The sequence below is a fragment of the Variovorax sp. Varisp41 genome (assembly GCF_047325085.1).
Classification (GTDB): Bacteria; Pseudomonadota; Gammaproteobacteria; order Burkholderiales; family Burkholderiaceae_C; genus Variovorax.
The window spans coordinates 2,591,300-2,606,439 of sequence record NZ_CP168540.1 but is presented as its reverse complement, the minus strand read 5'-3'; the positions used below and the strand labels follow the sequence as shown (position 1 = coordinate 2,606,439).

The window sequence follows — 15,140 nt, the reverse complement described above, 5'->3', positions numbered from 1 at the left end:
GCCGATGACCACGCAACAACCGATCAAGATCGCGATCCTCGCCATGGGCGGCGAGGGCGGTGGCGTGCTGGCCGACTGGATCGTCGACATGGGCGAGGCCAACGGCTGGGTCGCCCAGACCACCTCCGTGCCCGGCGTGGCGCAGCGCACCGGCGCCACCATCTACTACGTGGAGCTGTTCCCCGAGGCCGCCGCGCGCGCCGACGGCGGCCAGCCGGTGCTGGCACTGATGCCGCTGCCGGGCGACGTCGACCTGGTGCTCGCCTCCGAGCTGATGGAAGCCGGCCGCGCGGTGCAGCGCGGGCTGGTCACGCCAGACCGCACCACGCTGATCGCCTCCACGCACCGCGTCTATTCGATCGCCGAGAAGAGCGCGATGGGCGACGGCCGCGTCGACAGCCGCGAACTGCTCGCGCATGCGGGGCGCGCCGCGCACCGCTTCATCCGCTTCGACATGGCGCAGGCCGCCGAAGACGCGGGCAGCGTGATCAGCGCCGTGCTGTTCGGCGCGCTCGCGGGTTCGGGCGTGCTGCCCTTCGGCCGCGCCCAGTTCGAGGCCACCATCGAGCGCGGCGGCGTCGGCGTGAAGCCCAGCCTGCGCGCCTTCGGTGCCGCTTTCGCCCGTGCCCAGGCCGAGGAGGGCGAAGCGCCCGCGGCGGCCCTGCCGCCGGCCGCGCCGCCGCAGCCGCGCCATCCCGCGGTGCGCGCGCTGGTCGAGCGCGTGCAGAAGGACTTCGCGCCGGCGCAGCAGGCGCTGCTGCTCGAAGGCGTGCGCCGCCTCATCGACTACCAGGACCCGGCCTATGCGGGCCTCTACCTCGACCGCGCCGCCGCGCTGCAGTCGCTCGGCAGCCCGGCGCTGCTCGAGGTCGCGGCGCGCCACCTGGCGCTGTGGATGTCCTATGAGGACACGGCGCGCGTGGCCTCGCTCAAGATCCGCGCGACCCGCTTCGACCGCGTGCGCGACGAGTCGCGCGTGCAGGCCGACCAGCTGCTCGCGATCCACGAGTACATGCATCCGCGGCTGCAGGAGATCTGCGAGACCCTGCCCGCAGGCCCGGGCCGCTGGCTCATGCGCACCGGCTGGGCGCGCGGCCTGGTCGAGCGCTTCACGCGCAAGGGCCGCGTGGTGCAGACCAGTTCGCTGCACGGCTACCTGCTGCTGTTCACCGTGGCCGGCATGGGCCGCTGGCGCCGTTCCACGCTGCGCTATGCGGACGAGAACCGGCGCATCGAGGCCTGGCTGGCCGAGATCGCCGCCACCGCCGCGCGCAACACCGAGCTCGCGATCGAGGTCGCGCAGTGCCAGCGGCTGGTCAAGGGCTACAGCGACACGCACGAACGCGGCCTGCGCAACTACGACACCGTGATGGCGGCCCTGCGCCGTGCCGGCGATGCGCTCGCGCCGGCCACCTTGCGCGAGCTGCGCAATGCCGCGCTGGCCGACGAGCACGGCCACCAGCTGCAGGCGGCGCTGGTACGCCACGCACTGGCCTGAACGACGAAGAAGAGACGACACCATGGCCTCCGATCCCACGACCCTTCGCCTGCGCGTCGCCGAGGCGCGCGAACTCAATCCGCTGGTCCGGCTGTTCCGCCTGCGCGCCGACGACGGCGCCGCGCTGCCGGGCTTCGAGGCCGGCGCCCACATCCGCGTGCGCGTCGACCTCGGCAATGGCCAGTCGGACTGGCGCCACTATTCGCTGATCGACTTCGCGGCCGGCGGCCAGCAGGCGCCGGCCGAGTACCTGATCGCGGTGCGCAAGGAGGCCGCGGGCCGCGGCGGCTCGCGCTTCATGCACGAGCGGCTGCGCGAGGGCGACACCATCGAGGCCGAGCCGCCGAAGAACGACTTTCCGCTGCACGCCGGCGCGGGCCGCGCGGTGCTGCTGGCCGGCGGCATCGGCATCACGCCGCTCGCGAGCATGGCCGCGCACCGCCGCGCGCGGGGCCTGCCGGTGGAACTGCACTACGCGGGCCGCAGCCGCGCGCAGATGGCCTTCCTGCCGGAGCTCGGCGAGCTGCTGGGCACCGACCTGCTGCTGCACGACGACGAAGCCAAGGGCGCACCCTTCGACGTGGGCGCGCTGCTCGCGCGTTGCGACCCGGCCGACCAGCTCTATGTCTGCGGCCCCAAGCCCATGCTCGACGCCGTGCTGGCCCAGACCCAGGCGCGCGGCTGGAACAGCGACCGCGTGCACTTCGAGCTCTTCACCGCGCCCGTGGTGGAGGAGGGCGACCATGCCTTCGAGGTCGAGCTCGCCATGTCGGGCCAGCGCTTCACCGTGCCGGCCGACCAGAGCATCCTCGACTGCCTGATCGAGCATGGCTGCGACCCGATGTTCGACTGCAAGCGCGGCGAATGCGGCGTGTGCGCCGTGCCCGTGATCGACGGCGAGATCGACCACCGCGACTACGTGCTCACGGCACGCGAGAAGGCCGCGGGCAACGTGATCCAGATCTGCATCTCCCGCGCCAAGGGCCAGCGGCTGGTGCTCGACCTCTGAACCCAAGGAGTCCACGCATGACCAGCTACCGAGGCAATCCCGATGCGGTCCGCGCGCTGGTGCGGCCCGACCGCGTGCACCGCGACCTCTACATCAGCGAGGAGATCTTCGCGCTCGAGCAGGAGCACTTCTTCGCCAACACCTGGAACTACGTCGGCCACGAGAGCCAGTTGCCCAAGCCCGGCGACTACATCACCAACGAGATCGCGGGCCGGCCGCTGATCGTGGTGCGCCATGCCGACGGCAGCGTGCGCGTGCTGATGAACCGCTGCGCCCACAAGGGTTCGCGGCTGGTGAGCGCGCCCTGCGGCAACACCGGAAAGTTCTTCCGCTGCCCCTACCACGCCTGGACCTTCAAGACCGACGGCTCGCTGCTGTCGATCCCGCTGAAGAACGGCTACGAGGGCACGCAGCTGCACGACTGCGAGGCCTCGAAGGGCCTGGTGCCGGTGGCCGGCGTGCGCAGCTACCGCGGCTTCGTCTTCGTGAAGATCAACGACGTCGGGCCCTCGTTCGAGGAGTACTTCGGCGACTCGCTGAGCTCGATCGACAACATGGCCGACCGCTCGCCCGAGGGCGAGCTCGAGATCGCCGGCGGCTGCCTGCGCTTCACGCACCAGTGCAACTGGAAGATGTTCGTGGAGAACCTCAACGACACCATGCACCCGATGGTGGCGCACGAGTCCTCGGCCGGCACCGCCAAGACCATGTGGGCCGGCAAGCCCGCCGACGAGCCCAAGCCGATGGCGATCGAGCAGTTCGTGCCCTTCATGTCGGACTACAAGTTCTTCGAGGACATGGGCGTTCGCACCTACGACAACGGCCACAGCTTCACGGGCGTCAACTTCAGCATCCACAGCAAGTACAAGGCGATCCCCGCGTACGACGATGCGATGAAGGCCCGCTACGGCGAGGAGCGCACGGCGCAGATCCTCGGCATGGCGCGCCACAACACGGTCTACTACCCGAACCTCACGATCAAGGGCGCGATCCAGGCGATCCGCGTGGTCAAGCCGGTGTCGGCCGGCATGTCGATCGTCGAGAGCTGGACCTTCCGCCTCAAGGGCGCGCCGCCCGAGCTGCTGCAGCGCACCACCATGTACAGCCGGCTCATCAACTCGCCGTTCTCGGTGGTGGGGCACGACGACCTGCAAGCCTACCGCGGCATCCAGGCCGGCCTGCATGCCAGCGGCAACGAGTGGGTGAGCCTGCACCGCAATTTCGAGGACGGCGAGGCCGAGCGCAGCGGCGAGGCCACCACCGTCGGCACCAGCGAGCTGCCGATGCGCAACCAGTACCGCAGCTGGGCGCGCTACATGACGGAGACGATGTGATGAGCGCCACCGTCACGCGCCAGCAATTGGTCGACTTCGTGGTGCGCGAATGCCGCCTGCTCGACGCCAAGCGCTACGAGGAGTGGAACGCGCTCTTCACCGACGACGCCTTCTACTGGGTGCCGCTGATTCCCGACCAGGAGGACGGCATCAACCACACCTCGCACATGTACGAGGACAAGCTGCTGCGCGAGCTGCGCATCGAGCGCCTGAAGAGCCCGCGCGCCTTCTCGCAGCAGCCGCCGAGCCGCTGCCACCACCTGCTGCAGGCGCCCACGGTCGAGGAGTTCGACGAGGCCGCGAACCGCTACGTGGTGCGCACGGAGTTCCACTACACCGAATGCCAGGGCGACGAGCTGCAGTTCTACGTCGGCACCTTCTTCCACCACCTGCTGTGGCAGGACGGCGCGCTGCGCATGACGCTCAAGCGCGTGAACCTGCTGAACTGCGACGCGGCGCTGCCCGCGGTGCAGCTCTTCATCTGAACGGACGACCGCGATGACGCATCCCACCGTCCATGCCGCCTTCGCCGCCTCGGCGGCGCGCACGCCCGAGGCCGAGTTCCTGTGCGTCGAGCCGGTCACGGCCGCGAGCTATGGCATCGAGGCCGGCAGCATCCGCTGGCGCGAGGCCGTGGCCGAGGTCGACCGGCTGCGCGAGGCCTATGCACGCGCGGGCTACGGCCATGGCCACCGCATCGGGCTGCTGCTCGAGAACCGGCCGGCCTTCCTGTACCACTGGTTCGCGCTCAATGCGCTCGGCGTGAGCGTGGTGCCGATCAATGCCGAGATGCGCGCGGCCGAGCTGGCCTACCTGATCGGCCACAGCGGGATCGAGCTCGCGGTGAGCCTGCCGCAGCGCGCCGACGACCTGCGCGCGGCGGCGCAGCGCGAAGGCGCCACGCTCGACGTGATGCAGGCCTCGGACCCCGAAGTGCCGCCGGCCCGCGGCCCCGCACCGCGCGCGCACGAACCCGTCGGCCCGAACACCGAATGCGCGCTGCTCTACACCTCGGGCACCACCGGGCGCCCCAAGGGCTGCATGCTGGGCAACGAATACTTCATCCGCGCGGGCGAGTGGTATGCGGTGCTCGACGGCGTGTGCGAGGTGCGGCGCGACCGCGAGCGGATCATCACGCCGCTGCCGCTCAACCACGTGAACGCGATGGCCTTCTCGACCATGGTGATCCTGGTGGCCGGCGGCTGCCTGATCCAGCTCGACCGCTTCCATCCGAAGAGCTGGCTGCACAGCGTGCGCGAGACCGGCGCGACCATCGTCCACTACCTCGGCGTGATGCCCGCGATGCTGCTGGCCGCGCCCGCGTCGCCCTCCGACCGCGAGCACGCGGTGCGTTGGGCCTTCGGTGCCGGCGTGGACCGGCGCAACCATGGCGTGTTCGAGGAACGCTTCGGCTTCCCGCTGGTCGAGGCCTGGGCCATGACGGAGACCGGTGCCGCCGCCTGCGTGATGGCGAACCACGAGCCGCGCCACATCGGCACGAGCTCCTTCGGCCGGCCCGAGGATTTCGTCGAGCTGCGGCTGATCGACGAGGCCGGTGCCGACGTGCCGGTGGGCGCGCCGGGCGAACTGCTGGTGCGCAGCGCGGGCCCCGATCCGCGCCGCTATTTCTTCTCGGGCTATCTCAAGGACGAGGCAGCGACCCAGGAGGCCTGGGCCGATGGCTGGTTCCACACGGGCGACATGGTGCGCCGCGAATCCGACGGCAGCCTGTGCTTCGTCGACCGCAAGAAGAACGTGATCCGCCGCAGCGGCGAGAACATCTCGGCGGTGGAGGTCGAGAGCGTGCTGAACCAGCACCCGGCGGTGAAGAGCTCGGCCGTGGCCGCGACGCCCGATGCGGTGCGCGGCGACGAGGTGCTGGCCTGCATCGTTCTGCACGAGGCGGTGAATGAGGATGCCCGCTCCGCCATGGCGCTGAGCATCGTGGCGCATGCGCTCGACCAACTCGCCTACTACAAGGCGCCTGGCTATGTGGCGTTCGTCGATGCCTTGCCGCTCACGGCGTCTCAAAAGATCCAGCGCGGGGAGTTGCGTGTGCTGGCCCAGGGTTTGCCTGGGCAGGTGCATTGCATCGATACGCGTGGGTTGAAGAAGAGGCAGGGGTGACTATGGAAATCCTCTGCGTTGTTCGTTCGGGACGGGCTCACGCCGACGGGGTACTCCCCTCCGCGAATGTCCCCCGGCCTGCGGCCTCCTCCTTTATTTCGCTGCGGGGAGTACCCCATCGACGTGAGCCTGGGACGCGCAGGTTGAACCGGCTCGCACCACTGCTGCGCCTCCGTGCACAGGGCAGTGGGTGCTTCCCGCAGCGAAATAAAGGAGGAGCCGAAGGCGGGGGACATTCGCGGAGGGAAGTACCCGCTGTCCTGTGCACGCGCCCCCGGCCGAACAAAGTGGAGCCCAAACAATGACCCGCCGCCAATCCTACGAAGGCGTAGCCGTAGCGGTCCCCGTCACGGTGCCCTACCAACGCTACTCCACGCTCACAGCGCACTGGTTCCTGGGCCAGGCCATCGAGGCCCTCGTCAAGGACAGCGGCATCGAAAAAGACGCAATCGACGGCCTCTGCATCAGCAGCTTCTCGCTCGCCCCCGACACCGCGGTAGGCGTCACCCAGCACCTCGGCCTCTCGCCACGCTGGCTCGACCACGTACCCACGGGCGGTGCCTCGGGCGTGATGTGCCTGCGCCGTGCCGCGCGCGCGGTGCAGAGCGGCGATGCCGACGTCGTGGCCTGCGTGGCGGCCGACACCAACCATGTCGATTCCTTCCGCCAGACCCTCGGCAGCTTCAGCAACTTCGCGCGCGATGCCACCTATCCCTACGGATCGGGCGGACCCAATTCGATCTTCGCGATGATCACCGCGCACTACATGCGGCGCTTCGGTGCGAAGCGCGAGGACTTCGGCCGCATCGCGGTGGACCAGCGCACCAATGCGCTGCGCAATCCCAATGCCATGTTCAAGAAGCCGCTCACGCTCGACGAGTACATGGACGCGCGGCCCATCGCCGAGCCCCTGCACCTGTTCGACTGCGTCATGCCCTGCGCGGGCGCCGAGGCCTTCCTCGTGATGAGCGAGGAGCGTGCGCGCGACCTCGGCCTCGCCCACGTCGCGATCCGTGGCGCCATCGAACGCCACAACGCCTATTCGGAAGACCCGGTGATGGTGCAGGGCGGCTGGCGCCGTGACCGCGACGACCTCTATGCCCAGGCCGGCGCCACGCCCGCGCAGGTCGACTTCATCCAGACCTACGACGACTATCCCGTGATCGCCATGATGCAGTTCGAGGACCTGGGCTTCTGCGAGAAGGGCGAGGGCCCGGCCTTCGTGCGCTCGCACACCATGACCTGCGAAGGCAGCTTTCCCAACAACACCAGCGGCGGCCAGCTGTCCGCGGGCCAGGCCGGTGCCGCGGGCGGCTTCCTCGGCATGACCGAGACCATCCGCCAGCTCACCGACACCGCGGGCGCGCGCCGCGTGCCCGAGGCCAAGCTGGGCCTCGTGGCCGGCTTCGGCATGGTCACCTACGACCGCTGCCTGTGCACCGGCGCCGTCCTCCTGGGGAGAAGCCAATGACCATGCCCCTCATGCGCCCCCCGCGCAAGAATCCCGTGCTGCGCACGCGGCAGATGAACCTGCCGCCCTGGCAGCGCGGCCGCATCGCACTGGGCATCACCGCCGCCGCGGCCGAGGGCCGCTTCGAGCTGCAGACCTGCGAGGACTGCGGCACCGTGCAGTACCCGCCGCGCGCGGCCTGCCACAAGTGCCTGTCGCCGCACCTCGCCTGGCGCGAGCAGGACGGCGCGGGCGAGCTGCTGAGCAGCACCACGCTGCATCACAGCAACGACCTGTTCTTCCGCGAGCGCCTGCCCTGGCGGCTGGGCCTGGTGCACCTCGATGCCGGCCCGACGCTGATGGTGCACCTGCACGGCGAGGTCGGCGAGGCGCCCTCGCGCGTCAAGGTGGGCGCGCGGCTCGACCGCGCGGGACAGGCGGTACTGATCGGATTCCCGAACCAAGGAAGTGCACACATGGCCGACGACAGGATGCTCAGAGAAATGACCAGCGACCCCAAGTTCCGCAAGGTGCTGGTGACCGACGGCAAGACCGAGGTCGGGCAGGCGATCGTGCGCGCACTCGTCAAGGCCGGTGCCGACATCGTCTGGGTCGGCCATGCCGAACCGTGGAAGAAGCTCGGCGACGGCCTCGACGACATCGGCGCGCTGCCGCAGGTCACGCTGGTGCCGCTCGACCTCACCAACGGCCGGCAGGTGACCGAGCTCGCGGGCTCCATCGGCGGCAAAGTCGACATCGTCATCAACAACGCGGAGGTGCATCGCACCTTCGGCATCGCCTCGCGGCGCGGCACCGACGTGGCCAAGGCCGAGATGGACATCAACTACTTCGGCGCGCTGCGGCTGGCGCAGGAGTTCGGCCCCGCGCTCAAGGGCCGCTCGGCCGACGGCACCACCGGCGCCACCGCCTGGGTCAACCTGCTGTCGATCTATGCGCTGAGCAACTACCCGGCGCACGGCACCTTCAGCGCCTCGAAGGCCGCGGCCTATTCGCTCGCCCAGTGCCTGCGCGCCGAGATGCGACCGGCCGGCATCCGGGTCGTCAACGTGTTCCCGGGCCCGATCGACGACGAGTGGAACCAGCACATGCCGCCGCCCAAGCTCGGCGCCCCGGCGCTCGCGAGCGCGATCGTGAAGGCGCTTCGCGACGGCGTGGAAGACGTCTACCCCGGCGACGTGGCGCAGGAGTGGCTCGAGCGCTGGCGCGACAACCCCAAGGTGCTGGAACGCGAACTCGCGGCCGGCGGCAGCTGAAGACAGATCGAAAGAGACAGGAGCGCTCCCCGATGACCCCCAGCAACCCCACGCTCACCCCGGCGCAGATCCTCGCGGGCCTGGCCGGCGCCCTGGCCGGCGGCGGCATCCGCGTGATCGACCTCACCCAGACCCTGACGCCAGAGTTCCCGCAGATCGCGCTGCCGCCCGAGATGGGCCAGTGCTGGCCGTTCCGCATCGAGGAGGTCTCGAAGTACGACGAGCGCGGGCCCGGCTGGTACTGGAACAACTTCTCCTGCGGCGAACACACCGGCACCCATTTCGATGCGCCGATCCACTGGATCTCGGGCCGCGACCTGCCGAACAACTCGGTCGACACCATTCCCGTGCAGCACTTCGTGGCGCCGGCCTGCGTCATCGACTGCTCGCCGCAGGTCAAGGACGATCCCGACTACCTGCTCACGCCCGCGGACATCGAGGACTACGAGGCGAAGCACGGCCGCATTCCGGCCGGCGCCTGGGTGCTGATGCGCACCGACTGGTCGAAGCGCCACGACCCCGAGGCCTACCAGAACTTCGACGAGACCGGCCAGCACACGCCGGGCCCGAGCACCGAGGCCGTGCGCTTCCTGGTCGAGCAGCGCGACGTGCTGGGCTTCGGCTCCGAGGCCATCGGCACCGATGCCGGCCAGGGCTACCACCTGCGCCCGCCGTACCCCTGCCACTACTACATGCACGGCGCGGGCCGCTACGGCCTGCAGTGCCTGAGCAACCTCGACCTGCTGCCGCCCGCGGGCGCGATGCTGATCTGCCCGCCGCTGAAGATCGAGAAGGGCAGCGGCAGCCCGCTGCGCGTGCTCGCGCTGGTGGGAGCGAGCGCATGAGCGACGCACCGAAGACCGCCGTCGTCACCGGCGGCAGCGCCGGCATCGGCAAGGCCATCTGCCTCGACCTGCTCGAGCAGGGCTACGAGGTCGTCTCGCTCGCGCGCCGCAAGGCCGAGATCGACCATCCGAAGCTGCACAGCATCGAGGTCGACCTGGCCGACCGCGCGGCCACGGCCGCGGTCGCGAAGGAACTCGTGTCGCGCTTCGAGGTGACCACCGTGGTCCACAACGCCGGTGTGATCCGCGCCGCGCTGCTGCCCGAAGTCCAGCTGTCCGACCTCGACGCACTGGTCGACCTGCACCTGGGCTGCGCGATCCAGCTCGTGCAGGCCGCGCTGCCCGCGATGCGCGCGCGCCGCTTCGGCCGCGTGGTGCTGCTGTCGTCGCGCGCCGCGCTGGGCCTGGCCACGCGCACCAGCTACTCGGCCACCAAGGCCGGCATGCTGGGCATGGCGCGCACCTGGGCGCTCGAGCTCGCGCCCGAGGGCATCACCGTCAACGTGGTGGCGCCCGGGCCGATCCGCACCGACATGTTCTACGACGTGGTCGAGGCCGGCAGCGAGAAGGAACGCGCGCTGGCCGCCAGCGTGCCGGTGCGCCGCCTCGGCGAATCGGCCGACGTGGCACGCGCCGTGCGCTTCTTCGCCGACCCCGCCAACAGCTTCGTCACCGGCCAGGTGCTCTACGTCTGCGGCGGCACCAGCGTCGGCAGCCTCGCGCTCTGAATCCCCACCACCGAGTTCCCGTCACCCACCCCCTCACTCCAGGAGAAGAAGCATGACAGTCATGACCCGAATCCGTGCCCTCGCGGGCCTCGCCGTGGCCGCGGGTGCGCTCGCGGTATCGAACGCCTGGGCGGCAGACCTCAAGGTCGGTTTCATCACCTCGCTGTCGGGGCCGGTGTCCTCGCTCGGCATTCCCTACGACAAGGGCATCAAGGCCGCGCAGGCCTACAAGTCCGAGGTCGGCGGGCGCAAGGTGCAGCTGATCGCGCTCGACGACGCCTCCGATCCCTCGACCGCCGCGCGCAACGCGCGCAAGCTGATCGAGGAGGACAAGGTCGACGTCATCATCGGCACCGCCGGCGCGCCGGGCTCGCTGGCCATCGCCGGCGTGGCGCGCGAGACCAAGACCCCGCTGATCTCCATCGCCAACGCCGACCTGCCGGGCGAGGAGGGCGCATGGATGGTGACGCTGCCGCAGCCCGCGCCGCTGATGATGGGCGCGATGGTCGAGAAGATGAAGCAGGCGGGCGTGAAGAGCGTGGCCTACATCGGCTACTCCGACGCCTGGGGCGACCTGGTCTACGACGCGCTCAACAAGGCCGCGCCCGCGGCGGGCATCAAGGTAGTGAGCAACGAGCGCTATGCGCGCAGCGACTCCTCGGTCGCCGGCCAGGTGCTGAAGATCGTCGCGCTGCGCCCCGACGCCGTCATCACCGGCGCCTCGGGCACGCCCGGCGCGCTGCCCTACCTCGCGCTGACCGAGCGCGGCTACAAGGGAAAGATCTACGGCATGCACTCGCTGATCAACCCCGACTTCATCCGCGTCGGCGGTCCCTCGGTCGATGGCCTGCTCGCGCCCACGGGCCCGGTGGTGGTGGCCGAGCAGCTGCCCGACACCAACCCGATGAAGAAGATCGCGCTCGACTTCCGCGCCGCCTTCCAGAAGGCCAACGGCGCGCCGCCGACCGACACCTTCTCGGCCTACAGCTTCGATGCCTGGCTGATCTACCTCGACGCCGCGCAGCGCGCGCTCGCCACCAAGGCCGAGCCCGGCACGCCGCAGTTCCGCCTCGCGCTGCGCGACGCCATCGTGAGCACCAAGGAGCTGGTGGGCACGCACTCGGTCTACAACTTCAAGCCCGACAACCGCTACGGCTCCGACGACCGCTCGCGCGTGGTGGTGCGGCTCGACAAGGGCCAGTGGAAGCTGGTGCCTTGAACGCCGAGCGGCCCGCCTCGCCGATGAACGCCATCGCTTCGCACCGCCCGCGCGCCCGGACCGTGGCCGGCGCGCTGCTGGCCGCGGCCTGGCTTGCCGGCTGCGCCACGCAGGCGCCGCCGGCCGGCGAGGTCACGATCAAGCGCGACGGACACGGCGTGCCGCACGTCTACGCCGGCACCACCTACGGCCTGTTCTACGGCTTCGGCTACGCGGTGGCCGAGGACCGGCTCTACCAGCTCGAGATGGCCAGGCGCTCGGGCAACGGCAGCGTGGCCGAGGTGCTCGGGCCGGACTACGTGGCGGTCGACACCGCCACGCGCTCGAACATCGACCCGGCGAGCATCCGGCGCCAGATCGATGCGCTGGGCACCGACGACCGCGCTCTGTTCGAGGGCTATGCGGCCGGCGTCAACGCGCGCATCCGCGAAGTGCTGGCCGACCGCGCGCGGCTGATGCCGCGCCAGTTCATCGACAACGGCTTCGTGCCCACGGCCTGGTCCGCCGACGACGTGGCGCTGGTCTGGATCGGGCTGATCCTCAACCGCTTCTTCGCCGGCACGGCCGAGGTCGCGAACCTCTCGCTGCTGCAGCAGCTCAAGGCGGCGCGCGGCGACGCGGCGGGCCTGCAGCTCTACGAGCAGTTGCGCTGGCTGGAGGATCCGACCGCGCCCACCATCGTGCCGCGCGGCGTGCCGTCCCCGCGCACGAGCGCGCGCGCCGAGCCCGGCGACGCGGCGCTCGCACCGCTGTCGCCCGTGGCGGCCGCCGACTTCCGCGCGACGCAGGTCGCGCGCCTGGGCCTCGCGGCGGCAGAGCAGATGCCGACCGCCAGCAATGCCTGGGTGCTCGGGCCCGGCCGCACCCGCGAGGGCGTGGCGGTGCTCTACAACGGGCCGCAGCAGGGCTTCAACAATCCGTCCTTCGTGCATGGCATCGGCCTGCACGGCGCGGGCTACGACCTGACCGGCCTCACGCCCGTGGGCCTGCTGCCGGTGCTGTTCGGCACCAACGGCACCATCGCCTGGGGCTCGACCGTGGGCTCGCTGGACACCAACGACAGCTACCAGGAAGAGCTGTCGCCCGCCGACCGCTACAGCTACCGCTACCAGGGCGCCTGGCGGCCGATGACGCGGCGGGTCGACGAGATCCGCGTCAAGGGCGAGGCGCCGCGCCGCATCGAGGTCCTTTCGACCGTGCACGGCTTCGTGCAGAGCTGGGACCTGCCCAACCAGCGCGCCTACACCGTGCGCAGCAGCTGGCAGGGCCATGAGGTCGAGACCATGCTGGGCTGGGCCCAGGCGGCCCGTGCGCGCGACTGGCCGCAGTTCCTCGCGCAGGGCGCGCGGGTCAGCGCCTCCATCACCTGGTTCTATGCCGACGTGGCGGGCAACATCGGCGTCGCCGGCCTGGGCAGCCAGCCGCGCCGGCCGGCCGCGCAGGACATCCGCTTTCCCGCGCGCGGCGACGGCAGCATGGAGTGGCAGGGCCTGCTGCCCTTCGAGGCCAATCCGCGCAGCTTCAATCCGGCGCAGGGCTATCTCGCGAGCTGGAACAACCAGATCGCCGCGGGCCTGCGCGCCGACGGCGCGAACTTCTCGCACGTCGACCGCGTGGCGGAGATCCATGCGCAGCTGCAGGGCGACGCGAGGCTCGACGCCGACCAGGTCTGGCGCGTGAACGAGAACGCCGCGCTGGCCGACCTCAACGCGCGCTACTTCGTGCCGAAGATCGTCGAGGCCGCGGCGCGGCTGCCGCAGAACGATCCGGTGCGCCGTGCGGCCGACCTGCTGGCGCGCTGGGACTTCAAGAACCGGGCCGCGCCCGGCGACGCGGTCTATGCCGACAACGCCACCACCGTGCTGCGCGCCTGGCTCGCCGCCATGGGCCGCCGGCTGCTGTCGCAGGACCTGCCGGCGCCGGTGCTCGCGAACTACGCCAACCTCGGCTATCCCACGCTCACGCCGCGCGGCTCGCCGGGCAGCGTGCAGCCGGCCGCGGTGTCCAAGCTGATCTGGAATGCGCTCGCGGGCCCGGCCTCGGGCGTGCCGCAGCGCATCGACTTCCTGCATGGGCAGGACCCGCAGGCGCTGGTGCGCGCGGCACTGGCCGACGCGGTGGCCGAGCTGTCGGCCGCGCGCGGCCCGGACATGGCGCGCTGGACCACACAGGTGGTGCGGCACCGCTTCTCCAGCATCAACGCGATCGGCGTGCCCTGGGCCGGTGCCGACGAGCAACCCGAGACCAGCCCCTACATGAACCGCGGCACGCTGAGCTACCGCGTGGTGCTGCGCCCGGGCGCGGTCGGCATGTGCTCGGTGGCCGCGCCGGGCCAGAGCGGCTTCGTCGATCCGGCCGGCCGGCGCGACAGGCACTACGGCGACCAGCTCGCGCTGTTCCAGGACTTCGGCTGCAAGCCGGAGCGGCTCACTCCGGCGCAGCTCGACGCCGACCTCGAATCCACGCGCACGCTGCGCTACTGACCCGCCCCCAGAAAGGACCACCCCCGTGACCCATCTCTTCCCCCGCCTGGCCACCGCCGTGCTGGCCGCCTGCATGGTCGCCGGCGCCGCCGCCGCCGACCTCAAGGTCGGCGTCATCAGCTCGCTCTCGGGCCCGGTCTCGGCGCTCGGCATTCCCTACGAGAAGGGCATCCGCGCCGCGCTCGCACAGCAGCCGACCATTGCCGGCCACAAGGTCGAGCTGATCGTGCTCGACGACGCCTCCGATCCCACCACCGCCGGGCGCAACGCGCGCAAGCTGGTGACCGAGGACAAGGTCGACGTGCTGATCGGCACCTCGGGCGTGCCCGGCGCGATGGCGATCGCGGCGGTGGCGCGCGAGCTCGGCACGCCGCTGATCTCGCCCACGCCGGTGTCGCTGCCGGGGCCGGAGAACGTGTGGACGGTGTCGGTCTCGCAGCCCTTCGAGCTGATGGTGGCGGCGGTGGTCAAGCGCATGCAGCAGGCCGGCGTGAAGTCGGTGGCCTTCATCGGCTTCTCCGACGCGCTCGGCGACCTCGCCTACGACTCGCTGATGAAGAGCGCGGCCGCCGCGGGCATCAAGGTGGTGGCGAACGAGCGCTATGCGCGCAGCGACTCCTCGGTGGCCGGGCAGGTGCTCAAGATCGTGGCGGCCAGGCCCGACGCGGTGTTCGCGGGCAACTCGGGCACGCCCGGCGCGCTGCCCTACCTGGCGCTGGCCGAGCGCGGCTACAAGGGCCAGATCTACGGCACGCACGGCCTGATCAACGCCGACTTCGTGCGCGTGGGCGGCAAGTCCATCGAGGGCCTGCAGGTGCCCAGCGGCCCGGTGCTGGTGGCCGAGCAGCTCGATGCGGCCAACCCGATCCGCAAGGTGTCGATGGACTTCCGCGCGGCCTACCAGAAGGCGCACGGCGCGGCGCCGGTCGATGCCTTCTCGTCGTACACCTACGATGCCTACCTGCTGCTGGCCAACGCCGCGGCGCGCGCCAAGGGAGAGCCGGGCACGCCGGCCTACCGCAGCTCGCTGCGCGATGCGATCAACAGCACCAGGGAGCTGGTCGGCACGCACGGCATCTACAACTTCAAGCCCGACAACCGCTACGGCTCGGACGAGCGCGCGGTGGTGATCGTGCGCATGGAAAAGGGCCAGTGGAAGCTGGTGCCCTGAGC

12 protein-coding genes are annotated in these 15,140 nt (G+C 70.7%); all 12 read left to right on the top strand.

Going from position 1 to position 15,140, the window contains the following annotated elements; translation table 11 throughout:
• The first annotated feature begins 4 nt into the window (after positions 1–4).
• The 12 genes from ACEN9J_RS12205 to ACEN9J_RS12150 all read left to right on the top strand — a co-directional run bounded on the left by ACEN9J_RS12205 (position 5) and on the right by ACEN9J_RS12150 (position 15,138).
• Entirely contained in the window at positions 5–1,498 is a 1,494-nt protein-coding gene (locus ACEN9J_RS12205) for an indolepyruvate oxidoreductase subunit beta family protein (RefSeq protein ID WP_413764205.1), read from the top strand.
• 22 nt (positions 1,499–1,520) lie between these two features.
• Positions 1,521–2,507: a PDR/VanB family oxidoreductase gene (locus tag ACEN9J_RS12200; protein WP_413764204.1), complete on the top strand. Its 987-nt coding sequence runs from the start codon at positions 1,521–1,523 to the stop codon at positions 2,505–2,507.
• Positions 2,508–2,524: 17 nt separating this feature from the next.
• Complete coding sequence (locus ACEN9J_RS12195; RefSeq protein ID WP_057590628.1) at positions 2,525–3,841, top strand: aromatic ring-hydroxylating dioxygenase subunit alpha; 1,317 nt, start codon at positions 2,525–2,527, stop codon at positions 3,839–3,841.
• Positions 3,841–4,326 (top strand): aromatic-ring-hydroxylating dioxygenase subunit beta, encoded by a 486-nt coding sequence (locus ACEN9J_RS12190; protein WP_413764203.1) that lies wholly within the window; start codon positions 3,841–3,843, stop codon positions 4,324–4,326. The genes ACEN9J_RS12195 and ACEN9J_RS12190 overlap by 1 nt, the downstream gene beginning before the upstream one ends.
• 13 nt (positions 4,327–4,339) lie before the next feature.
• Positions 4,340–5,968 (top strand): AMP-binding protein, encoded by a 1,629-nt coding sequence (locus ACEN9J_RS12185; protein WP_413764202.1) that lies wholly within the window; start codon positions 4,340–4,342, stop codon positions 5,966–5,968.
• A gap of 301 nt (positions 5,969–6,269) precedes the next feature.
• Entirely contained in the window at positions 6,270–7,439 is a 1,170-nt protein-coding gene (locus ACEN9J_RS12180; RefSeq protein ID WP_413764201.1) for a thiolase family protein, read from the top strand.
• Complete coding sequence (locus ACEN9J_RS12175; RefSeq protein WP_413764200.1) at positions 7,436–8,692, top strand: SDR family NAD(P)-dependent oxidoreductase; 1,257 nt, start codon at positions 7,436–7,438, stop codon at positions 8,690–8,692. The genes ACEN9J_RS12180 and ACEN9J_RS12175 overlap by 4 nt, the downstream gene beginning before the upstream one ends.
• Positions 8,693–8,724: 32 nt before the next feature.
• Entirely contained in the window at positions 8,725–9,537 is an 813-nt protein-coding gene (locus ACEN9J_RS12170) for a cyclase family protein (RefSeq protein ID WP_296730529.1), read from the top strand.
• Positions 9,534–10,265, top strand: a complete 732-nt coding sequence (locus ACEN9J_RS12165; protein ID WP_413764199.1) for an SDR family NAD(P)-dependent oxidoreductase — start codon at positions 9,534–9,536, stop codon at positions 10,263–10,265. The genes ACEN9J_RS12170 and ACEN9J_RS12165 overlap by 4 nt, the downstream gene beginning before the upstream one ends.
• A gap of 52 nt (positions 10,266–10,317) precedes the next feature.
• Complete coding sequence (locus ACEN9J_RS12160; RefSeq protein ID WP_057590621.1) at positions 10,318–11,484, top strand: ABC transporter substrate-binding protein; 1,167 nt, start codon at positions 10,318–10,320, stop codon at positions 11,482–11,484.
• A 23-nt stretch (positions 11,485–11,507) separates the two neighbouring features.
• Positions 11,508–13,967, top strand: a complete 2,460-nt coding sequence (locus ACEN9J_RS12155) for a penicillin acylase family protein (protein ID WP_413764198.1) — start codon at positions 11,508–11,510, stop codon at positions 13,965–13,967.
• A gap of 73 nt (positions 13,968–14,040) precedes the next feature.
• Positions 14,041–15,138, top strand: a complete 1,098-nt coding sequence (locus tag ACEN9J_RS12150) for an ABC transporter substrate-binding protein (protein WP_413764560.1) — start codon at positions 14,041–14,043, stop codon at positions 15,136–15,138.
• Positions 15,139–15,140: the final 2 nt, after the last annotated feature.